The sequence below is a fragment of the Cobetia sp. cqz5-12 genome (assembly GCF_016495405.1).
GTDB lineage: Bacteria > Pseudomonadota > Gammaproteobacteria > Pseudomonadales > Halomonadaceae > Cobetia.
The window spans coordinates 929,673-955,056 of sequence record NZ_CP044522.1 but is presented as its reverse complement, the minus strand read 5'-3'; the positions used below and the strand labels follow the sequence as shown (position 1 = coordinate 955,056).

24 protein-coding genes are annotated in these 25,384 nt (G+C 63.5%); 11 read left to right on the top strand and 13 right to left on the bottom strand.

Going from position 1 to position 25,384, the window contains the following annotated elements; genetic code table 11:
- Window positions 1–65: 65 nt before the first annotated feature.
- A complete protein-coding gene (locus F8A90_RS04080; protein ID WP_200019133.1) occupies window positions 66–719 on the bottom strand; it encodes a flavin prenyltransferase UbiX in 654 nt (217 codons plus the stop codon).
- Window positions 716–2,158, bottom strand: coding sequence for a UDP-N-acetylmuramate:L-alanyl-gamma-D-glutamyl-meso-diaminopimelate ligase (gene mpl / locus F8A90_RS04075; RefSeq protein ID WP_200019131.1), 1,443 nt, complete (start codon window positions 2,156–2,158; stop codon window positions 716–718). The genes F8A90_RS04080 and mpl overlap by 4 nt, the downstream gene beginning before the upstream one ends.
- Window positions 2,159–2,352: 194 nt before the next feature.
- On the opposite strand from mpl, the gene F8A90_RS04070 reads away from it, so the two are divergent.
- Window positions 2,353–3,615, top strand: coding sequence for a 6-phosphofructokinase (locus F8A90_RS04070; protein WP_200019129.1), 1,263 nt, complete (start codon window positions 2,353–2,355; stop codon window positions 3,613–3,615).
- Window positions 3,616–3,752: 137 nt separating this feature from the next.
- Here the strand turns inward: F8A90_RS04070 and F8A90_RS04065 are convergent, their stop codons facing one another.
- Together F8A90_RS04065 and F8A90_RS04060 are read right to left on the bottom strand one after the other, a co-directional pair.
- The gene (locus F8A90_RS04065) at window positions 3,753–4,409 is read right to left on the bottom strand and encodes an NAD(P)H-binding protein (RefSeq protein WP_200019127.1); all 657 of its coding nucleotides are present in this window, start codon (window positions 4,407–4,409) and stop codon (window positions 3,753–3,755) included.
- A gap of 47 nt (window positions 4,410–4,456) precedes the next feature.
- Window positions 4,457–6,184 (bottom strand): bifunctional protein-serine/threonine kinase/phosphatase, encoded by a 1,728-nt coding sequence (locus F8A90_RS04060; RefSeq protein ID WP_043331977.1) that lies wholly within the window; start codon window positions 6,182–6,184, stop codon window positions 4,457–4,459.
- A 266-nt stretch (window positions 6,185–6,450) separates the two neighbouring features.
- Here F8A90_RS04060 and ppa point away from each other — a divergent pair, with 266 nt between their 5' ends.
- Window positions 6,451–6,981, top strand: coding sequence for an inorganic diphosphatase (ppa, locus tag F8A90_RS04055; protein WP_043331979.1), 531 nt, complete (start codon window positions 6,451–6,453; stop codon window positions 6,979–6,981).
- 132 nt (window positions 6,982–7,113) lie between these two features.
- Here ppa and F8A90_RS04050 read toward each other — a convergent pair whose 3' ends face one another.
- The gene (locus tag F8A90_RS04050; RefSeq protein ID WP_200019125.1) at window positions 7,114–8,217 is read right to left on the bottom strand and encodes a DUF2333 family protein; all 1,104 of its coding nucleotides are present in this window, start codon (window positions 8,215–8,217) and stop codon (window positions 7,114–7,116) included.
- A 283-nt stretch (window positions 8,218–8,500) separates the two neighbouring features.
- The gene (locus F8A90_RS04045; protein WP_200019123.1) at window positions 8,501–8,641 is read right to left on the bottom strand and encodes a hypothetical protein; all 141 of its coding nucleotides are present in this window, start codon (window positions 8,639–8,641) and stop codon (window positions 8,501–8,503) included.
- 17 nt (window positions 8,642–8,658) lie between these two features.
- Here F8A90_RS04045 and dsbD point away from each other — a divergent pair, with 17 nt between their 5' ends.
- The 8 genes from dsbD (at window position 8,659) to purH (ending at window position 17,584) form a co-directional block, all read left to right on the top strand.
- Complete coding sequence (gene dsbD / locus F8A90_RS04040; protein ID WP_233593433.1) at window positions 8,659–10,707, top strand: protein-disulfide reductase DsbD; 2,049 nt, start codon at window positions 8,659–8,661, stop codon at window positions 10,705–10,707.
- A 256-nt stretch (window positions 10,708–10,963) separates the two neighbouring features.
- The gene (aroQ, locus tag F8A90_RS04035; RefSeq protein WP_043331983.1) at window positions 10,964–11,404 is read left to right on the top strand and encodes a type II 3-dehydroquinate dehydratase; all 441 of its coding nucleotides are present in this window, start codon (window positions 10,964–10,966) and stop codon (window positions 11,402–11,404) included.
- 174 nt (window positions 11,405–11,578) lie between these two features.
- The gene (gene accB / locus F8A90_RS04030) at window positions 11,579–12,052 is read left to right on the top strand and encodes an acetyl-CoA carboxylase biotin carboxyl carrier protein (RefSeq protein WP_043331985.1); all 474 of its coding nucleotides are present in this window, start codon (window positions 11,579–11,581) and stop codon (window positions 12,050–12,052) included.
- Between the two features lie 19 nt (window positions 12,053–12,071).
- Window positions 12,072–13,412: an acetyl-CoA carboxylase biotin carboxylase subunit gene (accC, locus tag F8A90_RS04025; RefSeq protein WP_043331987.1), complete on the top strand. Its 1,341-nt coding sequence runs from the start codon at window positions 12,072–12,074 to the stop codon at window positions 13,410–13,412.
- A 123-nt stretch (window positions 13,413–13,535) separates the two neighbouring features.
- Window positions 13,536–14,450, top strand: a complete 915-nt coding sequence (gene prmA / locus F8A90_RS04020; protein ID WP_200019121.1) for a 50S ribosomal protein L11 methyltransferase — start codon at window positions 13,536–13,538, stop codon at window positions 14,448–14,450.
- A gap of 166 nt (window positions 14,451–14,616) precedes the next feature.
- Complete coding sequence (gene dusB / locus F8A90_RS04015; protein ID WP_200019119.1) at window positions 14,617–15,651, top strand: tRNA dihydrouridine synthase DusB; 1,035 nt, start codon at window positions 14,617–14,619, stop codon at window positions 15,649–15,651.
- On the top strand, window positions 15,648–15,944 hold the full coding sequence (fis, locus tag F8A90_RS04010) for a DNA-binding transcriptional regulator Fis (protein ID WP_043331993.1): 297 nt from the start codon (window positions 15,648–15,650) through the stop codon (window positions 15,942–15,944). Before dusB ends, fis begins: the two co-directional genes overlap by 4 nt.
- 62 nt (window positions 15,945–16,006) lie before the next feature.
- Window positions 16,007–17,584: a bifunctional phosphoribosylaminoimidazolecarboxamide formyltransferase/IMP cyclohydrolase gene (purH, locus tag F8A90_RS04005; protein ID WP_200019117.1), complete on the top strand. Its 1,578-nt coding sequence runs from the start codon at window positions 16,007–16,009 to the stop codon at window positions 17,582–17,584.
- A 134-nt stretch (window positions 17,585–17,718) separates the two neighbouring features.
- Here purH and F8A90_RS04000 read toward each other — a convergent pair whose 3' ends face one another.
- Complete coding sequence (locus F8A90_RS04000; RefSeq protein WP_200019115.1) at window positions 17,719–18,846, bottom strand: amidohydrolase family protein; 1,128 nt, start codon at window positions 18,844–18,846, stop codon at window positions 17,719–17,721.
- A 62-nt stretch (window positions 18,847–18,908) separates the two neighbouring features.
- Window positions 18,909–19,148 (bottom strand): DUF2061 domain-containing protein, encoded by a 240-nt coding sequence (locus F8A90_RS03995; RefSeq protein ID WP_200019113.1) that lies wholly within the window; start codon window positions 19,146–19,148, stop codon window positions 18,909–18,911.
- A gap of 267 nt (window positions 19,149–19,415) precedes the next feature.
- On the opposite strand from F8A90_RS03995, the gene glsB reads away from it, so the two are divergent.
- A complete protein-coding gene (gene glsB, locus F8A90_RS03990; protein WP_200019111.1) occupies window positions 19,416–20,357 on the top strand; it encodes a glutaminase B in 942 nt (313 codons plus the stop codon).
- A 556-nt stretch (window positions 20,358–20,913) separates the two neighbouring features.
- On the opposite strand, the gene F8A90_RS03985 is transcribed toward glsB, so the two are convergent.
- From F8A90_RS03985 to F8A90_RS03965, 5 genes are all read right to left on the bottom strand, one after another.
- The gene (locus F8A90_RS03985; RefSeq protein ID WP_166019236.1) at window positions 20,914–22,371 is read right to left on the bottom strand and encodes an NAD-dependent succinate-semialdehyde dehydrogenase; all 1,458 of its coding nucleotides are present in this window, start codon (window positions 22,369–22,371) and stop codon (window positions 20,914–20,916) included.
- Between the two features lie 98 nt (window positions 22,372–22,469).
- On the bottom strand, window positions 22,470–22,805 hold the full coding sequence (locus F8A90_RS03980) for a hypothetical protein (RefSeq protein WP_200019109.1): 336 nt from the start codon (window positions 22,803–22,805) through the stop codon (window positions 22,470–22,472).
- A gap of 125 nt (window positions 22,806–22,930) precedes the next feature.
- A complete protein-coding gene (gene folX / locus F8A90_RS03975) occupies window positions 22,931–23,335 on the bottom strand; it encodes a dihydroneopterin triphosphate 2'-epimerase (protein WP_166019234.1) in 405 nt (134 codons plus the stop codon).
- 86 nt (window positions 23,336–23,421) lie between these two features.
- Window positions 23,422–23,973, bottom strand: a complete 552-nt coding sequence (gene folE / locus F8A90_RS03970) for a GTP cyclohydrolase I FolE (RefSeq protein WP_166019233.1) — start codon at window positions 23,971–23,973, stop codon at window positions 23,422–23,424.
- A 297-nt stretch (window positions 23,974–24,270) separates the two neighbouring features.
- Window positions 24,271–25,368, bottom strand: coding sequence for a serine/threonine protein kinase (locus tag F8A90_RS03965; protein WP_200019107.1), 1,098 nt, complete (start codon window positions 25,366–25,368; stop codon window positions 24,271–24,273).
- Window positions 25,369–25,384 lie beyond the last annotated feature (16 nt).

The following is a 25,384-nucleotide window of genomic DNA, read 5'->3' as shown; positions in this document are numbered from 1 at the left end:
AGAGGGATGTCTCTGACAAGCTCTCACCGACGAACTCTCTCCTGAGCGGATCGACCGATCGCCCTTCAATCGCCGCTGACATGCCCCTCGCCCCAGCGCGGCATCAGCGCATGCGCGATACCCAGCTGGTTGAGAATGCGTGCGACGATGAAGTCGATCATGTCATCGAGGGACTGCGGGCGATGATAGAAACCGGGCGCAGCGGGCAGGATGACGGCGCCCATGCGCGTCAGCGTGAGCATATGCTCGAGGTGAATGGCCGAGAACGGTGTCTCGCGCGGCACCAGAATCAGCGTGCGACGCTCCTTGAGGGCCACATCGGCGGCGCGCTCGATCAGGTTGTTGCTGGCCCCGGTCGCGATCGCGGACAGCGAGCCGGTGGAACACGGGCACACCACCATGGCACTCGGCGCGCCGGAGCCGGAGGCCACCGGGGCCATCCAGTCCTCGCGCCCGAAGCAACGAATCTGACCGGGCCTTGCGGCGTAGCGCTGGGTGAGCACCTCGGCGAGGCGCGCCGGACGTGCCGGCAGCTCCTCATCGGTCTCGGTGGCGATCACCATGTGCGCCGCCTTGGAGACCATCACCATCACTTCATGACCGGCCGCGACCAGACACTCGATCAGGCGCAGGCCGTACTGGGCGCCGGAGGCCCCGGTCAGCGCGACGGTAACCGCCGACTTGAACTCGCCCTCAGGGGCTGTCGCTTGCGCTTTCATGCTTCACCTTCACGTGCTGCCAGCGCCGCCAGAAGGCGCTCGTGAATACCGCCGAAGCCGCCATTGGACATCACCACCACCCAGTCGCCGGCGCGGGATTGATTGGCGATCTTCGCGATCAGGGCGTCGAGGTCCTGCTCCACCTCAGCTTCCACGCCGAGCGCGCGGCACTCACTGACCGTCTCGTCCAATGACCAGCCGAGGCTGGGGCCCGCGAACCAGCTGACGCGGTCGGCCGCGGTCACCGAAGCCGGCAGACGCGCCTTCATGGTGCCAAGCTTCATGGTATTGGAGCGCGGTTCGATCACCGCCCACAGGCGACCGCCTTGCCCTTCGGCCGCCACGCCCGGCGCCAGGCCCTCGAGCGTGGTGGCGATGGCGGTCGGGTGGTGCGCGAAGTCATCGATGACCTTGACGCCCGCTACCTCACCGCGCAGCTCCTGCCGACGCCTGGGCGGCGCGAAGCGCGCGAGTGCCTGCAGCGCCGCCTCGACACTCACGCCGCACTCGACGGCAGCGGCCACCGCGGCACAGGCATTGGCCACGTTGTGGCGTCCGCGCATCGCCCACTGGCACTCGACGAAGCGGTCCGCCTCGCCGGACACGGCGGCCGGCGCCGCCAGCGCGAAGTGGCTGCCATCGGCACTGATCAGACGATAGCGCCAGTCGCCACCGGCGTTCTCGATACCGCTCTCATCGCCGAAGCGCGCCACCGGCGTCCAGCAGCCTTGATCCAGCACGCGTTCCAGCGCCTCGGCACCGGCGACGGCGTCCGCTGCGACCACCAGCTTGCCGCCAGCCGGCACGGTGCGCACCAGATGGTGGAACTGACGCTCGATGGCGGCGAGATCCGGGAAGATGTCGGCGTGGTCGAACTCGAGATTGTTGAGCACGGCGATGCGCGGACGGTAATGCACGAACTTGGAGCGCTTGTCGAAGAAGGCCGTGTCGTACTCATCGGCCTCAACCACGAAGGGCGCCTGCGGGTCGCCGATACGCGCGGAATCCCCCAGCTGCGGCGGCACGCCACCGATCAGATAGCCCGGCGTGCGACCCGCACATTCGAGAATCCAGGCAGTCATGGTCGCGGTGGTGGTCTTGCCGTGGGTGCCGGCGATGGCGATCACCGGACGACCGGTCAGCACCTCGTCACACAGCCATTGCGGGCCGGAGGTGTAGGCCAGGCCGCGCTCGAGCAGCGTCTCGACTTCGGGGTTGCCGCGCGAGACGGCATTGCCGACCACCGTAAGGTCAGGCGCGGGGACGAGATTGTCGGCCGCATAGCCCTCCATCAGGGTGATACCGGCCTCGGCCAGCTGTGTGCTCATGGGCGGATAGACGTTGGCATCGCTCCCCGTGACGCGATGACCGCGCGCGCGCGCCAGCAGCGCCAGAGAGCCCATGAAGGTACCGCAAATACCGATGACGTGAAGGTGCATCTGTTTCTCCAATCCGGAAGCCCGAGCAGACTAGCATGCCCGCCAGGCGGCGAGTAGCGCGCGGCCTGTCAGGGATGGACGACACCCCCAGTGGCATTCGGGCGTCGTGCAGGGGTCATGTCTTTCGGATATGATGCGGCGGGTAAGCGCCAGCCCGTTCAAGACCATGACAAGGAAGCAGAGACGAGAAGCCCATGCCCCAGCACAATGCCTTCTACGCCCAGTCCGGTGGCGTTACCGCCGTCATCAACGCCAGTGCCTGTGGCGTCATCGAAGCCGCTCGTGAAAACGGCGACCAGATCGGCAAGCTGTATGCCGGTCATAACGGCATCATCGGTGCCCTGACCGAAGACCTGATCGACGTCAGCCAGGAAAGCGACGAGAACATCGCCGCGCTGCGCCACACGCCGGGCGGTGCCTTCGGCTCCTGCCGCTACAAGCTCAAGAGCATCGAGGACCACCGTACCCAGTACGAGCGTCTGATCGAGGTGTTCAAGGCCCACGATATCCGTTACTTCTTCTACAACGGTGGCGGCGACAGCGCCGATACCTGCCTGAAGGTCTCTCAGCTGGCCGAGACCATGGGCTACCCGATCCAGGCCATCCACGTGCCGAAGACCGTGGACAACGACCTGCCGATCACCGACAACTCGCCGGGCTTTGGCAGCGTGGCCAAGTACATCGCCACCTCCACCCGTGAAGCCGGTCTCGACATCGCCTCCATGTGCGCCACCTCCACCAAGGTGTTCATCCTGGAAGTCATGGGGCGTCACGCGGGCTGGATCGCCGCCGCCGGCGCCCTGGCCGGTGAAGATGCCACCCAGCCGCCGCACATCGTCGTCTTCCCGGAAGTCGCCTTCCACCGCAAGGAATTCATGGCGCGCGTCGATGCCTGCGTCAAGGAACACGGCTACTGCGTGGTGGTGGTCTCCGAAGGGGCGCGGTACGAAGATGGCACCTTCCTGGCCGATGCCGGCAATACCGACGCCTTCGGCCACCGTCAGCTGGGCGGCGTCGCGCCGACACTGGCCGGCATGGTCAAGCAGGACCTGGGCTACAAGTATCACTGGGCGGTGGCCGATTACCTGCAGCGCGCGGCACGCCACATCGCCTCGAAGACCGACGTCGAGCAGGCCTATGCCACTGGCCGTGCCGCCGTCGAGATGGCGCTGGCCGGCAAGAATGCCGTGATGCCGGCGATCCGTCGCCTCGGCGATGGCGCTGACTACGCCTGGGACATCATCGAGGCACCGCTGGAGCAGATCGCCAACCATGAGAAGTTCATGCCGCTGGAGTTCATCACCGAAGACGGCTTCTACATCACTGACGCCTGCCGCCAGTACCTGTCACCGCTGATCCAGGGCGAGGACTTCCCGCCGTTCGTCAATGGTCTGCCGGCAGTCGCCAAGCTCACGCTGGCCAAGGTCGAGAAGAAGCTGACACCGTTCACGATCTGATCGCCTGGCGTTGACGCGCCTGAGCGATCCGTCGCTGACACGGCCAGTTGCTGACAGAGCCGGTCGTTGACAGTGAAGCCAGTGTAAAAAAGCCCCGCACAGGCGACTGTGCGGGGCTTTTTGATGGCTGTCAGTTGTCATGCAGATGTAGAGGGGAATACCTCCTCCAGCCGGTAAACCACATGCGCCTGCTGCTGACGCTGACTGACTTCGACCATACGCGCCGCTACCTGAGCGCCACGGATCGGTCGATAGCGCTGCAAGCCCGGCGAGCGGGTGAGCACCGGCAACAGATAGCGCGCCAGCGTCTCACCCAGGCGGAACTCGCGGCGCTCCCCCACCAGCAATGACGGCTGGAAGACACTGATACGCGCAAAGGGCAGCGCCTTGATGGCCACTTCCAGTTCGCCCTTCATCCTGAGATAGCCATTGCGGCTCGCATGATTGGCGCCGCTGGAGGAAACCAGCAGGTAGTGCGTCACTCCCTGGGCGGCCGCCAGCCGGGCGGCACTCAGTTGATGATCGATGTCGACACGCCGCTGGGCCTCGAGCGACCCCGCCTGCTTGAGTGTGGTGCCCAGGCACGAGAACAGCAGGTCCGCCTGGAAACAGTGGGCCCAGTCTTCCAATCGCGCGAAGTCGACCACATGGTTCTCGACCTTGCCGCAATCGCTCGGCGCCGGCCGGCGCGTCAGCGTGACGACTCGGGCGATGGCCTCACAGGCGCTGAGCTCAGCCACCACCTCGCGCCCCACCACGCCGGTCGCCCCGATCACGATCGCGGTCTGCCCCATCCCCCTCTTCCCTCCACCATGGCCTTGAACCCCATCAGTCTCTGCGCTCATTTCAGTAGCCAGGACAGCACCAGCAGCAACAGCAGGATGCCGGCGACGCCCTGCCAGAAATTGGCCGGTTCACGGATCGCCTCCGAGGGCGTCAGCGCCTTGCCGGGGTCCTGCTGCGGCAGGCGCAGCGCGTAGAGCAGCTCAGACAGGCGGCGATAGCGCAGGGTGCGCTGCGGGTCCAGGGCGCGCCTGAGGGCGTCATCCAGTATCTGTGGCACCTGGGGATTGCGCATGCGGGCTGGCTGATATTCCAGCAGTTCGAGGTCGGTATGGGTGCGCAGCTGCTCCATCGACTGGGCATAGGGCTGCATGCCGGTCAGCAGCCAGTAGATCACCGAGGCCAGGCCGTATTGATCGCTGCGACGACTGACATCGGCGCCAAGGGCATATTCCGGCGCGCTGTGCTCGGTGAGGCCGACCTGTCGTGCCAGCGGACCGGCGCTCTCATGGCCATCCCCTTCACGCAGATGGCAGGCGCCGAAATCGACCAGCACCACCTTGCCATGCCGGTCGATCATCACGTTGTCGGGGTGAATCAGCTGGTGCAGCACCTCACGACGATTGAGAGCATGCACGGCCTTGCCAAGCTGGCGCGCGATGTCGAGACGCTGCTCGAGATTGGCCTGCGGGTGCATGCGCGCCCATTCGGTCAGTGTCTGCGCCTCCAGATGTTCGAGCAGGTAGTAGAGATGATCACGCGGGCGTGACGGCTCCACCACCTTGACCACGAAGGGCGAGCTGACACGGTCCACCACCCACTGCTGGAGCAGGAAGTGCTCGAGATAGGCATTCTTGAGCGACAGCTCCGGGCTGGGCGCCTTCATCACCATTACGCGGCGGCTCTTGAGGTCACGCACCTTGTAGACGCGCACCCGCGCGCTGCGCGACATGACTTCCATCACTTCCAGGCCATCGATACGGTCGCCCGGCTCCAGTTCACGCGGTACCGGCAGGTCGCCATAGACGCGCCCCGGCGTATCGTCAGAGGCAGTCGCCAGGCGATCGATGCGCACCAGCTGGAAGCAGAACTGGTCGGCCGTGTAGCCGCGCTCATCGGCGCGGTCCGCCGCGGCATGCGCCAGGCGCTCACTGGCGGCGTCGAGATCCGAGACGTCATCGCGAATCAGTGAGACGAAATCGGAAGGCAGCAAGGTGCCGCGCACCGCCTGGGTCGTGAACAGGAAGATATCGCCTTGCTTGAGCGGCAGCTCGATGTAGTCGATGTCGAGGCTGACATCCATGCCCAGTGCCCGCGACGGATAACGATAGCCGCCGAGATCGGTGACATGATCGCGCGAGATCTGCTCGAACTCGCCGCCACGCAGACGGAAAACCACCGTGTCGCCGGCATGGAACAGATGCGCCGACTGGCCCCGGAAGACGACCGCGGAAATCGAGGTCACGTAACTGCCGCCCCGCACGAAGCGGCTCTGGCTGTAACACCAGCTGTTCAGCGCCCGCAGCACGCGGGTCGCGGAATACTTGACGCTCCAGTTGTCGGGCGTGGCGAAGTAATCGGCCAGAAAGCCACGCACGGCAAGGTCACCGGCCTGCTTGGCGATCGCGTTCTTGCTGGTGGTGTCGGCGATCAGCGCACAGCCGCCCTTGGCCGCCAGCGGGCCGCGCTCCAGCGGTATCTCCAGCGACATCGAGCTGCGATGACGCTTGCGGTCGGGAGCCACGAAGGCCTGACCGTAACTGAGTGAAAGCTCTGCATCCGCCAAGGCGGTCTCCTTGCGTCTCGATCCTGCCGTTACGTTTCATGCATGCGGTGGTGACGCAGCCCCAGCCCGACGCTGAAACGCGCAATCGCCGTTGCGCCACGCTGGGCGGCCCCAAGTGTTACCCGAGTCAGCCTGCAGTGCCACCACTCGTTGGTGCAACGCAAGGCGATCGAGCGTGGCATAATGGCAAAACGGTCTGCCAGTTCGTATAATTCAGCGGAATTTTGACCCGCAGGCCTTCAACCCGCAAACCCAAGGACTCGACAATGAGTTTCGACAAGATCCCCGCTGGCAAGGAATTGCCGAACGACGTCTACGTAGCGATCGAGATTCCGGCCAATCACGCGCCGATCAAGTACGAGATCGACAAGGACATCGATGCGCTCATGGTGGATCGTTTCATGGCCACCCCGATGTTCTACCCGGCCAACTACGGCTACATCCCGAACACCCTGGCCGACGATGGCGATGCCCTCGACGCGCTGGTCGTGACCCCGTATCCGGTCGCACCGGGCAGCGTCATCCGTGCGCGCCCGGTCGGTGTGCTCAACATGAGCGACGAAGCCGGTGAAGACGCCAAGCTGGTCTGCGTCCCGCATCAGAAGCTGACCTCCCTGTACGACGACGTCCAGGAAGTCACTGATCTGCCGGAACTGCTGCGTCAGCAGATCGCGCACTTCTTCGAGAACTACAAGGATCTCGAGAAAGGCAAGTGGGTCAAGATCGATTCCTGGGACGGTGCTGATGCAGCCCGTGCCGCGATCGAGAAGGCAGCCGCTGCCTACCAGAAGGACTGAGTTCTTCTGAAGTGATGCGCGATTCCTGCATCACGATGCAAAAAGCCCCCGTCAATGACGGGGGCTTTTTCGTTTCCGGCTCACGCCCGACACCGATGAGGAGCCCCCTCAGGCGGTATCGGACGTCACGGATCAGCCCTTCTCGAGCAGGCTGCGCAGGTCACTGATCGCGGAGTTGGCACGCGCGATGTAGTTGGCCATCACCAGCGAATGGTTGGCGAAGAAGCCGAAACCGGAGCCATTGAGAATCACCGGACTGCCGATATCCGTCTGGGTGGATTCCAGCTCACGGATGATCTGATCGATGGAGGTCAGCGCGTTCTTGTCTTCCAGCACCCCCTGGAAGTCATGGCGAACCGCCTTGAGCAGATGGATCAACGCCCAGGAAGTACCGCGCGCCTGATAGAAGACATCATCGATCTCGAGCCACGGTGTCTTGATCTCTTCTTCCGTGTGGGTGCTCTTGGCCGAGGTGGCGCTCTTGTCGCCAGCCAGACTCAGGTTGAGCTGCGACTTGCCGACACTGGCCGACAGGCGCTGGGACAGGGAGCCGAGACGATTCTCGACATCGGACAGCCAGGCCACCAGATTGTCGGCGCGCGCATAGAACTGGCCATTGTTCTGGGTGTCATCGCTCAGACGCTTGAGGTAGTCGCCCAGCTCACGGTTGGCGTCGGCATATTCGTGCTCGGCTTCCGGCAGCATCCAGGCATTGGCATCGATGAACAGCAGCGATTCGGCCTTGCCCAGTGCCTTGTCATCGCTGGACTGGGACTGCGAACGACTGAATTCCTTGCGCAGCTCACGTGTCATGTCACGCACCTGCACCAGCACGCCATATTCCCAGTTGGGCATGTTGTCGAGCATCAGCCCCGGCGGCGCCACATCATTCTTGAGATAACCGCCCGGCTTGTGCAGCAGGGTATCGTTGAGTGTCATCAGGGTGGCGACGGTCGCGGTGCCTGTCGGCAAGGTCTCGAAAGCCGGTGCCGGCTCTTCGCCCTCGACCTTGGCCACCGGCGCGGCCAGACCATGCACGCGAGCCAGCTCGGTGCGCGTGGCCTGATCGATGTTGAACTCGTCCGGCTCACTGCTCCAGTAGATCCCAAGGCCAACGCAGACCAGCAGGTAAATGACGAACAGCCCGATCAGTGGTTTCCAGATCCAGCCATACTGAGGCGTTTCCAGCACATCGCGATTGGCGCCGCGCTTGCTGCCTTTACCGAATAGGGCCATGCGTTCTTCCTTGTATGAAGCCTTGTAGAAAAAGCCGTGTGAGAGACGAGTCAGACCTGCCTGAACGCAGGTGAGCCGCGCCGATGCATCCAGCGCCGGTACTCATGACGTACGTCCTATCCTATCATGCGCCCCTGCACGTGCCAGTCGCACTCGGTGAAGTGCCGGTTCTGCCGCAAGGTGCGATGTACTTCGGGTCGCGGACCGGGTCACGGGCCAGGCTGTCGCCCGCACGGACGGCCCAACACGCTTTCACACGTCCTCACACGAGCGGGGATGTCTGCTACATGGTGGCACATTCATCCGCGTGCAAGTCGTGCGCGGCGATGATGGGCTTGCCCTCGATCCAGCGCTCGCCCCCGAGCAGGATGATGGCGGCGAGACACTGCGGTGCCTTGAGGCCTGCAGGATGTTCTTTCGGCACTGTATAAGGATGCTTTCGTGCTTCGTTCGTTCTTGAAAGTCAGCATGGCGCTGCCAACGGGCCGCGCACGCCCCTCCGCGTTCTCACGCCTGCTGGGCCCTGCGTTGCTGGCAACCCTGCTCGCGGTCGCTCTGGTTGTCGCCCAGGCGATGACGGCGCTGCCCGCCAATGCCGGCCTGTTCAGCTCAGGCTCAGGCTCAAGTTCAAACGCCGGCAGCGGCTCAAGCAGTGCGGCGTCCAGCCTGTTCGGCGGCGGCAATCAGGGCGATTTCCTGCCGGTCAGTGAAGCCTTCACGCCGCGCAGCTGGCGCGAGGGCGACACCCTGTATGTCGGCTTCACCAGCGCCGAAGGCTATTACCTCTATCGTCATCAGTTCAGCTTCTCGACCACCAGCGACCAGGTCGTGCTGGGCGACGCCGACCTGCCGCCGGGAGAGCTGAAGAACGACCCCTACATGGGCGAGGTGCATGTCTTCCATGATGCGCTGGTCATTCGCATCCCGCTGACCAGCGCCTCCTCTGGCAAGGCAGTGCGTGACGACACACCGGCCAGCGGCCCGATCCCGCTCTCCATCACCTTCCAGGGCTGCGCCGATGCCGGGCTCTGCTATCCGCCGGAGACCGTCACCCTCGAGGCCGGTGAGCAGAGCGCCCCTGCCCAGTTCGCGAAGCTGATGCCAACCGCCAGCCCGTCGAGCGACACGACGGCATCGACGGTCAGCCGCACCACTAAAGCCCCGATCAGCGGCACCGATGCCGGCTTCAGCGCACTGTTCACGGATGCCAGCCTGCTGACGGCTCTGGGGCTGTTCTTCCTCGCCGGGCTCGGCCTGACCTTCACGCCCTGCGTGCTGCCGATGATTCCGATCCTGAGCTCGATCATCGTCGGTCAGCGCCCCAGCCGCCCGCGCGCCTTGCTGCTGTCCACGAGCTACGCCCTGGGCATGGCCCTGACCTACGCCGCGGCCGGCACCTTGATGGGCCTGTTCGGCGCGGGACTCAACCTACAGGCGCATCTGCAGGCGCCGGCGGTACTGATTCCCTTCGCTGCCTTGTTCGTGCTGTTCGCGCTGGCCATGTTCGGCGCCTTCAATCTACGCCTGCCCAGCGGCATGCATTCACGGCTCGACACGCTGCAAGGGCGCCTGATGAATGCGGGTCCCGGCGGATTGGCACTGGCGGGCGCGCTATCGGTACTTGTGGTATCGCCCTGTGTCTCGGCACCGCTGGCCGGTGCGCTGGTCTATCTTTCCGCCAGTGGCGATGCCATGACAGGCGGTCTGGCACTCTTCGCGCTGGGGCTGGGCATGGGCGTGCCGTTGATTCTGGTCGGCACCTTCGGCGCCAGCCTGCTGCCCAGGGCAGGCGGCTGGATGGAGGGCATCAAGCAGGCCTTCGGCATCCTGCTGCTGGGGGTGGCGCTGTGGCTGGTGGAGCGCTTGCTGCCGGCCTCGCTGGCAGTGCTGGGCTGGGCCATTCTGGCCATTGGCACCGGCGTGGCGCTGGGGGCGCTCAGCACACAGACCCGAGGCTGGGGGCGTGCCCGTCAGGCACTGGGACTGGTGGCGCTGGGCTGGGGCATGATCAGCCTGCTGGGCGTGGCAGGCGGCGCAAGCGACCCGCTGCGCCCACTGGCCCCCTTCACCGGCGGAACATCATCCGGGCAGGCTACCGAGACGTCACTGGACTTCACCACCGTCAGCGACATGAGCGAGCTCGAACATGAGCTGGCAGTTGCCGCCAGCCGTGGCCAGCCGGTCTTCGTCGACTACTACGCCGACTGGTGCATCTCGTGCAAGGTGATGGAGCGCGAGGTATTTCCCAGGGTCGCCAGCCAGTTGCGCCAGTTCCACCTGATTCGCGCCGACGTCACCAGTACCGGGACCGCGACCCAGGCGCTGCTCAAGCAATTCGGCCTGTTCGGCCCCCCAAGTCTGCTGTTCTTCGCCGATGAACGCGAGCTTGTGGAGGCGCGCATCCAGGGGGAAGTCGACGCCAGTCAGCTCGACCAGCACCTGACAGCGGTGCTGGATCAGCAGCGCGCCACGTCACAACGCGCGAACTGAGCGGCGTGTCTGCCCCATGCCCGGTGTGGGGCCGTTGCTGACGAGACGCACGCAAGGACGAAGAATGCAGCAAAATCTTCGGTTCAGTGCCAAACTGGACAGCGTTCGAGAATTTCGGCAGAATCCGCGTCACTACGGCAACAGCCTACGCTCAATAGGTAAACGTCGTGGATAGTGACGGTATCTTTGCATTTTCTTCATGGGTTAACAGCTCAATGAGCCTGGTGCTCGAGCACGGCTGACACAAGGGACATTCATGGCGCGCATCCTGGTACTCAACGGCCCCAATCTCAATCTTCTGGGGACCCGTGAACCCGAGGTGTATGGCACCACCACGCTGGAGGATATCCACCAGCGTCTGGTCCAGCGCGCCAGCGCGGCCGGCCATCAGCTGGACTGGCTGCAGTCCAATGCCGAGCATGTGCTGATCGAACGTATCCACCTTGCCCGTGAAGATGGCACCGCCATCATCCTGATCAATCCGGCGGCCTTTACCCATACCAGCGTTGCGCTGCGCGATGCGCTACTCGGCGTCGCACTCCCGTTCATCGAGTTGCACCTGTCCAACACCCATGCCCGCGAGCCGTTCCGCCACCATTCGTATCTTTCCGATGTGGCACGCGGCGTGATCATGGGCTTTGGCGCTCGAAGTTATGACATGGCGCTTGACGCCGCCCTGGACGATCTCGCGCAGTAAGGGTACGTCCAGAGCGGTGTTCACGCACCGCCATCAGGCCTCATCACTGCCTGATACCAGGATTCACCGACCAACGCCATGGTCGGGACAGCCGTCAGGGCTGTCGCCCGCAGCCGCCACTATCACGGCTGCACACCCCCCATTTCCAGCCACATTTACATCGGGATTAATTTCATGGATATCCGCAAGGTCAAGAAGCTGATCGAGCTGCTCGAAGAGTCCAACATCAGCGAAATCGAGATCCAGGAAGGCGAAGAGTCCGTTCGCATCAGCCGCCATCCGCAGGGCTTCGCCCAGCAGCCGATGATGCAGGCCCCGATGATGATGCAGCAGCAGCCGATGCAGCAGGCCGCTCCGGCAGCCGCTGGCGCCGCTGAAGCACCGGCCGCTCCGGCAGCACCGGCTGCTCCGCAGGGTCACACCATCAATTCCCCGATGGTCGGTTCCTTCTATCGTTCTCCGGCGCCGGGCTCCAAGGCCTTCATCGAAGTCGGCCAGAGCGTCAAGAAAGGTGATACCGTCTGCATCGTCGAAGCCATGAAGATGATGAACCAGATCGAAGCCGACAAGGATGGCGTCGTCGAAGCCATTCTGATCGAAGACGGCGAGCCGGTTGAATTCGACCAGCCCATGATCGTCATTTCCTGATCCCAACGGACACGTCACCATGCTCGACAAGGTACTGATTGCCAACCGCGGCGAGATCGCCCTTCGCATCCTTCGCGCCTGCAAGGAACTGGGCATCAAGACGGTAGCGGTGCACTCCAAGGCCGACCGCGACCTGATGCACGTCCGCCTGGCGGATGAAGCTGTGTGCATCGGCCCGGCCTCCTCTGCCAAATCCTATCTCCACATCCCGGCGCTGATCGCAGCCGCCGAGGTGACGGACGCCGACGCCATCCACCCGGGCTACGGCTTCCTGTCGGAAAATGCCAACTTCGCCGAACAGGTCGAACGTTCCGGCTTCGCCTTCATCGGCCCGCGCGCTGACACCATCCGCATGATGGGTGACAAGGTCGCGGCCATCGAGGCGATGAAGCTGGCCGGCGTTCCGACCGTGCCGGGTTCCGACGGCCCGGTGCCGGAAGACGAAGACGAGATGTACGCCATCGCCGAGCGCATCGGTTATCCAGTGATCATCAAGGCCGCCGCTGGCGGTGGTGGTCGCGGCATGCGCGTGGTGCACTCCAAGGCCAGCCTGCTGTCCTCGGTGAGCATCACCCAGGGTGAAGCGGCCGCGGCCTTCGGCGACGGCACGGTGTACATGGAGAAATTCCTCCAGAACCCGCGTCACGTCGAAGTCCAGGTACTGGCCGATGGGCAGGGCAACGCCATCCATCTGTATGACCGCGACTGCTCCCTGCAGCGTCGTCACCAGAAGGTACTGGAAGAAGCACCGGCACCGCAGCTGGACGAAGAAGCGCGTGCCAAGGTACTCAAGTCGTGCACCGATGCCTGCATCGAGATCGGCTACCGTGGCGCCGGCACCTTCGAGTTCCTGTACGAGAACGGCGGCTTCTACTTCATCGAGATGAACACTCGTGTTCAGGTCGAGCACCCGGTGACCGAGATGGTCACTGGCATCGATATCGTCAAGGAACAGCTGCGCATCGCCTCCGGCCTGCCGCTGTCCGTGAAGCAGGAAGATATCGAGCTGCGCGGTCACGCCTTCGAGTGCCGCATCAATGCCGAGGATTCGCGCACCTTCATGCCGTCTCCGGGCAAGGTCGAGCTCTATCACGCGCCGGGCGGTCTGGGCGTGCGCATGGACTCGCACCTGTACTCCGGCTACACCGTTCCGCCGCACTACGACTCCCTGATCGGCAAGCTGATCACCTGGGGCGAGAGCCGCGAGATCGCACTGACGCGCATGCGCAATGCCCTCGACGAGCTGCTGGTGGAAGGCATCAAGACCAACACTGACCTGCAGAAGGATCTGGTGCGTGATGCCGGCTTCCAGGAAGGTGGCGTCAACATCCACTATCTGGAGAAGAAGCTGGGCCTGTAAGACGCCCCGCTTGAGTTCGGTAACGCCGTTGCCGATGGACGCACGACAGAAGGGTGGCCTCGGCTGCCCTTCTGTCGTCTGTGCCCTCCTCCCCTTTCTTATCGCCCATCGACAGGAGTCACCATGTCCTGGCTGCAACTCAAGGCGCGTATCGCCCCCGACCACGCCGAGATTCTCGAGCATCTGCTGATGGAAGAAGGCGCCTGCGCCATCACGCTGCAGGATGCTGAAGACCAACCGCTGTTCGAACCGGACCTCGGCAGCACGCCGCTGTGGAGCGAGACTGTCCTCACTGGCCTGTGGGATGGCACCGAAGGCATCGACGCCATGCGCGAGCGGGTCAAGGCCGGCTGGGCGGCGCTGATTCCCGATGAGCCCTGCCCGGAGATCGAGGTCGAGATCCTCGAGGATCGTGACTGGGCCCGTGAATGGATGGATGGCTTCGAGCCGCTCAAGATGGGCCAGCGCCTGTGGATCGTGCCCAGCTGGCACGATGCGCCGGAGCAGGACGCCGTCAACCTGATGCTCGACCCGGGCCTGGCCTTCGGTACCGGCACCCACCCGACCACTGCCCTGTGCCTGGAATGGCTCGATGGGCTGGCCGTCGATGGCAAGCTCGCCCAGCACAGCGTGCTCGACTTCGGTTGCGGCTCCGGGATTCTCGCCATCGCCGCCCTCAAGCTCGGCGCGGTGGATGCGCTGGGCACCGATATCGACCCGCAGGCGCTGCAGGCCTCGCGTGAGAACGCCCAGCGCAATGAGGTCAGTGACCAGCTGACCCTGTGCTACCCGGACCGCCTGCCGGAGGCGGGCTATCAGATCGTGGTCGCCAACATCCTGGCCGGCCCGCTGGTCGAGCTGGCTCCGCAGATCGCGGGCAGCGTCGCGCCGGGTGGCCTGCTGGCGCTCTCCGGCATTCTCGCGCCCCAGGCGGGAGAGGTGCTCGACGCCTATCGTGAGGCCGGTCTGATCATGGAAGAGCCCACCGAGCGTGAAGGCTGGGTTCGCCTCAATGGTCAGCGTCCACTGATGGGCTGAGCCACGCCATGAGCGCCGCAGCCGCGCAGGGAGAACGCATCCAGGACGCATTGTGGATGAAATAGCCCTTCAAACCCTGCGGCGCTCTAGGTATCATGACGCCCCCGCGAATCCCTGACACGACAGCGGCTCGCGCGCCTGACACCACTCGCATGACACGAGACCCATGACCGATACCCCGCTTCCCGCCGACCTGCCCCGCATCGGCGTACATCAGCTTCCCAATCGCGTGATTCTGGCCCCGATGGCCGGTGTCACCGATCGCCCGTTCCGGCAGCAATGTCGTGAGCTGGGCGCCGGACTGGTGGTATCGGAGATGGTGACCAGTGACAAGCGGCTGTGGAATACCGTCAAGTCCCGCACGCGCATGAACCATGCCGGCGAACCCGGCCCGCGTGCCGTGCAGATCGCCGGCGGTGATGCCGCCATGCTGGCCGAGGCCGCGGCGCTCAACGCCGAGATGGGTGCCGAGATCATCGACATCAACATGGGCTGCCCGGCCAAGAAGGTCTGCAACAAGGCCGCCGGCTCTGCCCTGATGCGCGACGAGAAGCTCGTCGGCGAGATTCTCGATGCCGTGGTGGGCGCCGTGGACGTGCCGGTCACGCTCAAGATGCGCACCGGCTGGTGCGAAGAGACGCGCAACGCCATCGCCATCGCGCGCATGGCCGAGAGTGCCGGCATCCAGGCGCTGTCCGTGCATGGTCGCACTCGCCAGCAGAAATATACCGGTGAGGCCGAATACGACACCATCGCCGCCGTGAAGGCCGCGGTGTCGATTCCGGTCTTTGCCAATGGCGATATCGACAGCGGCGAGAAGGCGCGACATGTGCTTGACTATACGGGCGCCGACGCCGTGATGATCGGCCGTGCGGCCCAGGGCAATCCCTGGATCTTCCGCGAGATCAATCACTACCTGGCCACCGGCCAGGTAGCCTGTGGCCCGAGCGATGCGGAGCGCGCCCTCGTGATGCGCACCCACCTCGAGGCCCTGTATGAATTCTACGGTGACTACATGGGAGCGCGCATCGCGCGCAAGCATGTGGGCTGGTATCTGGCGACACGCGAGGATGGCAGTGAGCTCAAGCGCCACTTCAATCCCCTCGAGGAGCCGGAACAACAGCGCCAGTTCCTGACCCGCCTGTTCGGCGAGCCGGAAGGCATCGCCCGCACCGAGACGCAAGGAAGTCACGCAGCATGACCAGCAGGCACCCTCTTTCACCCGACGACGCAAGCCAGGCCACCCTGATGACGCCCGTGCGGCACCATCAGACCCTGCGCGAGGCCGTCGAGCATTCCATGGCGCGCTACTTCGCCCACCTGGATGGCGAGCAGGTCACCGACCTGCATGCCATGGTGATGGCCGAGGTCGAGGCGCCGCTGCTGGAGGCGGTGATGGCCCACGCGCAGGGCAACCAGACCCGCGCCGCCGACATGCTGGGCCTCAACCGAGGCACACTGCGCAAGAAGCTCAAGCAGTTTGATCTGATCTGACCCCGCCGGGGCACCTTGACAGGTGCCCCGGCGTCTTTTTGTTGATCCACGAGTGGAGCATCATGCAAGCCAAGCCCCAAGCCATCCGTCGCGCCCTCCTGAGTGTTTCCGACAAGACTGGAATCGTCGAATTCGCTCGTGCCCTGGACGCCCGCGGCGTCGCCCTGCTGTCCACTGGCGGTACCTTCCGCCTGCTCAAGGACAACGGCCTTGCCGTCACGGAAGTGTCCGAGCACACCGGTTTCCCGGAAATGATGGATGGCCGGGTCAAGACCCTGCACCCGAAGATCCACGGTGGCATTCTCGGCCGTCGCGGCCAGGATGATGCGGTGATGGCCGAGCACGGCATCGACCCCATCGACATGGTCATCGTCAATCTGTATCCGTTCGCCGCCACCGTGGCCAACCCGGATTGCTCGCTGGAAGACGCCATCGAGAACATCGATATCGGCGGCCCGACCATGGTGCGTTCCTGCGCCAAGAACCACGCCCACACCACCATCGTCGTCAACGCGGCCGACTACGACCGCGTGATCGCCGAGATGGATGCCAATGACAACGCCGTCAGCGACGAGGCGCGTTTCGACCTGGCCGTGGCCGCCTTCGAGCACACCGCCGCCTATGATGGCGCCATCGCCAACTGGCTGGGCCAGCGTGTCGAGGGTGGCAGCGAAGGCCTGCCGCGCCAGTACAACGTCAGCCTGAGCAAGAAGCAGGACATGCGTTACGGCGAGAACCCGCATCAGCAAGCGGCCTTCTACGTCGAGGACGGTGCCACCGAGGCCAGCGTCGCCACGGCCGTGCAGGTCCAGGGCAAGGCGCTGTCCTACAACAACGTCGCCGACACCGATGCCGCCTTCGAGTGCGTCAAGGCCTTCGACGAGACCGCCTGTGTCATCGTCAAGCACGCCAACCCGTGTGGCGTCGCCATCGGCGACTCTGCCCTGGCCGCCTACGAGCGTGCCTATCAGACCGACCCGACCAGCGCCTTCGGCGGCATCATCGCCTTCAACGTGCCGTTGGACGCCGAGACGGCGCAGGCCATCGTCTCGCGTCAGTTCGTCGAGGTGATCATCGCCCCGGGAATCAGCGACGAAGCCGCTGCCATCGTCGCCACCAAGGCCAACGTGCGTCTGCTCGACGTCGCGGATGCCTGGGCGGCCGAACGTACCGGCGGTCACGACTTCAAGCGTGTCACCGGCGGCCTGCTGGTTCAGGACCGTGATCAGGGCATGGTCGGTCGTGACGAGCTCAAGGTCGTCACCGAACGTGCGCCGAGCGAGCAGGAACTCAACGACCTGACCTTCGCCTGGAAAGTGGCCAAGTTCGTCAAGTCCAACGCCATCGTCTACATCAAGGATGGCCAGACCATCGGTGTGGGCGCCGGCCAGATGAGCCGTGTGTATTCCGCCAAGATCGCCGGCATCAAGGCCGCCGATGAAGGGCTCAAAGTGCCGGGTTCCGTGATGGCCTCCGATGCCTTCTTCCCGTTCCGCGACGGCATCGACGCCGCTGCGGCGGCCGGCATCACCGCCGTCATCCAGCCGGGTGGCTCCATGCGCGATCAGGAAGTCATCGATGCGGCCAACGAAGCCGGCATCGCCATGGTCTTCACCGGCATGCGTCACTTCCGTCACTGATCGGATGTCAGTGCTTCGGTGACATGCAGGAGCGCAGTGATCTGCACGAACTTATAGACTAGCGCTCACGCAAAAGCCCCCGCCAGCGATACGCTGACGGGGGCTTTTTCATGCGCATGAGACAATAACAGCGGTCATTCGACCGGCAGGTTGACCCAGCGCAGGAAGTTGTCGCGCGCGACATTGCGCGCCGCCTGTGGCGACAGCGCATCGAGGAAGGGCGTGTAACTTGCCAGGGTATCGCCCACCGAGCCGAAGCGCCCGACCACATCACTGCCGAGCACGAAGCGCTGCGGGAAGCGCTCGACCAGCTTGACCCAGCGCGAGCGCGGCTGACCTGATTCATCCAGCAGGTACGGCTCCAGCACCGACCAGGACAGGTCGACATTCAGGTTAGGATAGGTTTCGAGCATGCGCTCGATCTCGCCATGTAGCCAGGTCATGCGCCCCAGACGGCGATTGAGCTCGGCGCTGGTCCCGGCGTGTGCCCAGATGAACGTCGTCTCGGGGTTGTCGCGCACCGCACTCTCGAATTCCTCGAGATACAGGCCCTCATGCCCTTCCCGCTTGCTGGTGATATTGGAATGAATCATCACCGGCAGGCCCTTCTCCGCCGCCAGCGCATAGACCTTCATCAAGGCAGGATGATTGGCACGCGGCGTCTCGCCCTCGGTCAGACGCGTCAGGTCATCATGGCGCGTGAAGACTTCACCGATGCCCTTCCAGAAGCCGGGATAGATCGCCATCAACTGGCGGATCTCGTCGGCGGCGTTCAGATCGGTGGGGTTGAAGCCGGTGATGAACGGCGAGAAACGCGCCTGTACCGGCCCCGGTGCGCGGGTCAGCGCCTCGGCCAGGATGTAATCGGTACCGGAATACCAGTAGACCGGCGCATCATCGCCCATGTAGTAACGTGGCTTCTTGGGCGCGTCCTGCTGCCATTTCTTGGCGACGCCGATCCCCGTGACCAGGGCGTGATCGACCTGCGCCTCGTCCATGGCATCCAGCAAGGCCCCCAGACCATCGCCCTGCTGGAAGAAGTCCACGAAGTGCAGATGGGCGTCGCTGTAGTGATAATCGCGTGTCTCGTCGGCGGCCACGGATTCGAGACCAGCCAGACTGCCGGCAAGCCCCAGCAGCAACGCCAACGCCCCCTGGACGAGAGGACGTTGGCGGGAGCGGGCAGGATGAGACGGCTCGGCAGGACAAGAGGCACTGGCAGGAAGAAAGGAACGGGGGGTGCATTGGGCAAGCGTCAGCATGAGGAGCTCCGGGGAAAAGGTCGCTCGATTCTGCGGCGCATCCTTGCCACGCGCAAGCGGCCTCAGCCCGCCAGCGCCGCTCCGCTCATGGCGTTTCGCGAGTTTGCCTCGCGCTCAGCAGCCTGCTGGCGGCGCGCGGTGACACGGTTCCAGACTTTTTCGTGGAAGAAGAAGGCGACGGTGTTGACCGCAGGCTCGACGATGGCGACCAGACCGCCGACCACGATGTCACCGGTCAGCAGGTAGGTGACACCGAAGGCGATGGAGAAGTGCATGCTGGCAAAGGTCAATGTCTTGATCATGTTGGCTGCCCTCCGGGCGGTCTGTGCTCAGCGAGACGCTGAACCCCAGCGCGTCGCGTGTCTCTTGGTGGGCAAACTGTTGTTGCCTCGATGTAATGAATGATAGTGAGTCTCATCTGCAACTTGAAATCACTTTGCCCTACCCCGCTGATAAGGGCTGGCTATCAAGCGCTCGGATCACCACGCGCCACAGCCCACAGGATTGGGTAGAATGCGCAGCCGTACCATGCGATTGCATTCCATCCACTCTGTCTCCTCAAGGTCGCCATGACGCCGCCACTCGACTCTGATGCCCTCCAGACGCTGCTTGAACGCCTGTCCAATGATGCCAGCCGCTGCTTCAACGAGGGCAAGGTCGCGGATTACATCCCGGCCCTGGCGCAGGTGGACCCGGATCAGTTCGGGATTGCCGTCTGCCATGTGGATGGCCGCGTCCAGTACGCCGGCAGCGCGCATACCCGCTTCTCGATCCAGTCGATCTCCAAGGTGCATGCACTGGTACTGGCGATGCAGCGTCTTGAGAGCGACGAGATCTGGTCGCGTGTCGGTCGTGAGCCTTCCGGCCAGGCGTTCAACTCGATCATGCAGCTGGAGGTCGAGAACGGCATTCCACGCAATCCCTTCATCAATGCCGGTGCCTTGCTGATCACCGATCTGCTGGTGTCGCGCATCGTCTCGATCCAGAACACCCTGCGCGAGCAGCTCAGGCGTCTGTCCGGCAGCGACGATATCGGCTTCGATGAGAAGGTCGCGCGCTCGGAAATGGACCACAAGGCACGCAATGCCTCGCTCGCCTATCTGATGCAGGCCTACGGCAATGTGCATTCCGATGTGGATGACCTGCTGGATACCTACTTCCACAGCTGCTCGGTGTCGATGAACTGCGTGGAACTGGCACGCAGCTTTGCCTTCCTGGCCAATCGCGGCGTCAATCCGCTGGATGGCAAGGAAGTGGTCTCACCGCTGGAGACACGCCAGCTCAATGCGTTGTTGCTGACCTGCGGCCTTTACGACGCGGCAGGTGACTTCGCCTGGCGGGTGGGTCTGCCGGGCAAGAGTGGGGTCGGCGGTGGCATCATCGCCATCCTGCCGGGACAGATGAGCATCTGCGTCTGGTCGCCACGTCTGGACGGCTACGGCAACTCGATCGCCGGACGGCATGCACTGGAAGGCCTGGTGGCGGGCATGGGGCTTTCGCCACTGGGGTGAGATATGCGAGCCGAGAAGTGAGGGCTGAGATGGGCGGATCGAGATATGAGAGTTGAGGCATGAGAGCCGAATGCGGCAATAAAAAAGGGCAAGTCGCGTCCGCCACGCCACTCGCCCTGTCTTCAATCCTTGAAGACTATCACCACAGGTCCCGCTCTTTGACTGTAGCGTAAATAAGCATATCCACAAGTAAGAGAATGCCGACAAAGCACACCTGTCTTTGGCCCTGATCTGCGCTAAAAGACCGCGATGTACCGCTTTGGTCTGACATGCGCAGCGCCGTCGATACTCGAGACACTCCGTCTCTACGACCAATGACTCATGCACCTCTTGACGCGAGATTGGCCGCCTGTCGCGCATGCCACTTTCCCATCAGCCTGCAGGAAGCCATCGAACGCGGCGGCGAACATTCCATGGCCAAGTTGCAGGCACGCTCGGCGCAGACAGGTGGAATAAAGACATGGCATGAAAAAGCCCGCCCGGTTTCCCGGGCGGGCTTTTTGCCATCTGATGTCGCGTCCGATCATTGCCTTAGTGCGGACCCGATGACGATGGATCAGCCAAGTGAGAGACACAGATACTTGGTTTCCATGTATTCCTCGAGCCCATACTTGGAGCCTTCACGGCCCAGCCCCGATGCCTTGGTGCCGCCGAAAGGTGCCGCGGCGTTGGAAATCAGGCCGGTGTTGATGCCGACCATGCCGTAGTCCAGACCTTCCGAAACACGCCAGACGCGCTTGAGATCGCTGCTGTAGAAATAACTGGCCAGTCCGAATTCGGTGTCGTTGGCCATCTCGATCGCCTCTTCTTCGCTCTCGAAGGGGAAGATCGCCGCCAGCGGACCGAAGGTTTCCTCACGGGCGACTTTCATCTCCGGCGTCACCTGCGAGATCAGGGTCGGCGTGAAGAAGCTGCCCCCCAGCGGATGCGGATGGCCGCCCAGCAGCAGCTCGGCGCCCTTGTCGAGAGCATCCTGCACGTGCTCGGTGACCTTCTCGACGGCATCGCCATCGATCAACGGGCCGACCTTGACGCCCTCCTCCAGACCATTGCCAACGGTCAGCTCGGCGTTCATCGCGGCAGCCAGCTTCTCGCTGAAGGCATTGACCACGCTGGACTGCACCAGGAAGCGATTGGTGCAGACGCAGGTCTGGCCGGCATTGCGAAACTTGGCTGCCATCGCGCCTTCCACCGCCGCATCGAGATCAGCATCTTCGAACACCAGGAAGGGCGCGTTGCCGCCAAGCTCCAGCGAGATCTTCTGGATATGCTGCGCGGCATTTGCCATCAGGCCACGCCCGACTTCCGTGGAGCCGGTAAAGGTCACCTTGCGCACGATGCTGGAATCGGTCATCGCCCTGGCGATGTCCTTGGCCGAGCCCGGCACGACATTGAAGACGCCGCGCGGCACGCCAGCGCGTTCCGCCAGCACCGCCAGCGCCAGCGCCGAGAACGGGGTCTGGCTGGCCGGCTTGACCACGATCGGGCAGCCCGCGGCCAGTGCGGCGCCCGCCTTGCGGGTGATCATCGAGGCCGGGAAGTTCCACGGCGTGATCGCCCCCACCACCCCGACCGGCTGCTTGAGCACCAGGATACGCTGGTCACGCTTGGCGGCCGGAATGGTGTCGCCATACACGCGCTGGCCTTCTTCGGCGAACCAGCGCAGGAAGCTGGCCGCATACTGGATTTCACCGGCGGCTTCGGCGAGGGGCTTGCCCTGCTCCAGCGTCATGATCTGCGCCAGATCATCCTTGTGCTCCAGCATCAAGGCATACCACTTCATCAGGATGTCAGCGCGCTCCAGCGCCGGCGTCTCCTTCCAGTCAGCAAAGGAGCGCTGCGCTGCCTCGATGGCGCGTTCAGTCTCGGCGTAACCCAGCCGAGGCACGCGGCCGATGATCTCGCCGGTGGCAGGATTGTCGACCTCGATCTGCTCGCCGGAATCCGCGGCTACCCAGCCACCGTCGATATAGGCAAATGGACGAAACAGACTGGTATCGTTGAGATGTTCCATGAAGACTCCCGAGGCGTGCTTGTGGGTCAAGGTAGTGATTCCCGGCTAACCGAGACTACTCAAGACTAACCTGATATAGCCTAGATGCGGGCGTGGCGCTAGATCCACAACCCTGCCAGCACTAGTACCACGATGGCCAGCCCGACGAGCCACCAGCGCTTGCGTATCGCTGGCCTGACGGTGTCGGCCGTGGTTCCGGGGGCCTCGCTCTCGGGCGGCATCGAGACGACTCGTCGCGCCTTCTGCTGCTTGATTCGCGCATTGAATACCTGTACTGCACGCCCGTCGCGAAGTTCGAAGTCCACCGCCACTCCCGGCCCCGGCAAGCCACGCCCGCGCCAGCCGACCAGATCGAAGGCGTGCTCACCGCCCTTCTCGTCCCGAATGGTGCCCTGCTGTTCTGCATCATCGAAATGGATGATTTCCCCGATCACATCATGTCTCCCGACTCTTCAGACTTCTGCGCCTGACTTTCTCGATATGTGAGCTTCTCGACATCTGACTTTCACGACATATGAACTTCTCGACATATGAGTTTCTCAACGCCTGCCCCGGCCGACTAGTCATGCGCTTCGCGACTGTCCGACAGGGTGACGGACACCGAGTCAGAGAAGCGCAAGGCATGTGGCTTGTCGATCTCGACCTGCGCCGTCAGCACCTGTTCGTGCGCCATCACGATATCCAGCACCTCACGGGTCATGCGTTCGAGCAGCGCGAAACGCCCTTCCTCGACATGCGCGATCAACTGCTTGGTGATGGTGCGGTAATTGAGCGCTTCACTGATGTGATTGAACTGCACGGCGCGTGCCGCGCGATAGCGGATCACCACGTTGATCACGACATCCTGGCGGTTCTGGATCTCGTCTTCATTGATCCCGATATAGGTGCGCAGACGGAGATTCTTGATGCGAATGGTGGCGAGATCGTGATCGAGATGTTCATCGTGCAAGGCATGCATCGGCATCGGCAGGGACTCCTGATCAAGGGAAACGCGCGAGATGACTCCCAGACAAGAACGCCGCCTCGAAAGGCGGCGTCTTTACTCAGCTGTCAGCTGATCAACGTCAGGAATTCCTGACGGGTCGGCTGATTGTCGCGGAAGGCGCCCAGCATCACGGACGTCTTCATGCTGGAATTCTGCTTTTCCACCCCACGCATCATCATGCACATGTGACGCGCTTCGACCACGACGGCCACACCACGTGCACCGGTGACCTGCTGAACGGCCTCGGCGATCTGCTTGGTGAGGTTTTCCTGGATCTGCATGCGACGCGAATACATGTCGACGATACGCGCGAACTTGGACAGACCGAGCACCTTGCCAGACGGCAGATAGGCGATGTGGCACTTGCCGATGAACGGTAGCAGGTGATGCTCGCACATCGAGTAAAGCTCGATGTCCTTGACCAGTACCATCTCGTCCGTATCGGAGGTGAAGACAGCGCCGTTGACGATCTCCTCCAACGACTGATGATAGCCATGAGTCAGGTACTGCATGGCCTTGGCCGCGCGCTTGGGCGTATCCAGCAGGCCCTCACGCTCTGGATCCTCACCCAATGCGGTGATGATCTGGCGGTAGTGGTTGGCAATCTCTTCGGTCATCCGTCTGCCTATGGTATCGGTCAGGGGCGCGCACTAGCGCACGCATAGCAGGGGTAAAGCACAAAAGTCATACACAAGCGATCAGATGGCAAGAAATCGTATAACTTCGTGTTCAATGTCAGGGCCAGATTCTACCTCAGGCATGCCGTCAACGCAGGTCTGTTCACGCGATTGTCGTATCCATGCAACACATGCGCCCCCAACGGTAACCGTTGGGGGCGCATGAAGGGGCGACGTCAATCACTTCGCCAAAGGGGGCTCAGGCCTCGCTGCAGCTTTCAGGTCATGCCGCGACCGCTAGGCCAGCCAACGCGGCGCAGACAGCGCGACGCGCTGCTGTTCCAGGCTGCGAATGTGGTCGTCCCAGTAGCCCAGACTCGCCACGTGCGAGAAGGCCTGCGGGAAGGCGGGGTCCGACCAGCGCCGCACCACCCAGGCGCTGTGACGCACCATGCGCAGTGTGCGCAGGGTCTCGATCCACTTGAGCTCGCTGCGATTGAACTCACAATGCTGCTCGTAGCCCTCCAGCACCTCGGACAGCTGCATGTGCAGCTCCGGGTCGCTCTGACCGGTCAACAGCATCCACAGGTCCTGCACCGCCGGGGCGCTCAGGCAGTCATCGAAGTCGACCAGCGCGAAGCTGTCATCACGTCCCAGCATGTTGCCGATGTGGCAGTCGCCGTGGGTGCGGATCAAGGCGCTTTCCGGCCAGCTCTGCTCCGCGACCAACGGACGCAGTGCCTCGATGACGCGCTGGTAGCTGTCGCGCTGGCGCTCACTCAACCAGTCGGAGGCCAGCACGCTGGCGCAGCTCTCTTCCAGAATCCGCAGCGGCGAGAGTGTCTCCCGCTCGCGAAACGCGCTCTTGCGCCCCACCGCGTGCACGCGACCGATCAGCTCACCCAGCTGGTAGAGATGCTCGGCAGATTCAAGCTCCGGCGCGCGCCCCACCACATGCGGGAAGAGAGCGAAGTCGAAGCCTTCGAATCGATGCAGCGTCTCGCCGGCCTCGTTCGCCCACGCGGGGGCGCCCGGGACACCGGCCTCATCCAGTTCGGCCAGGAAGGCGTGCTCCTCGAGAATCTGGGCACGGCTCCAGCGCTCGGGGCGATAGAACTTGGCCACCCAGCGGCGTCGGTCATCATCGGCGAGATGGTAGACACGATTCTCGTAACTGTTCAGCGCGAACGGCTCGCCGGGCAACCAGAAGCCCAGCGATTCGACAGCGGCCACGACACGGTCCGGCGCGAGAGCATCGAAGGGATGAAAACGCGTGTCTCCATGGCCCTCTGGCGCGGATGTCGTCGACCAGGTGTTGCCATTGGAGCGCGCATCCAACTCGCGCGAGGTGCCGGAAGATTGCGTGTCTTCGGGGGAAACAGGATCAATAGGCATGGCAATTCCTCGGGCA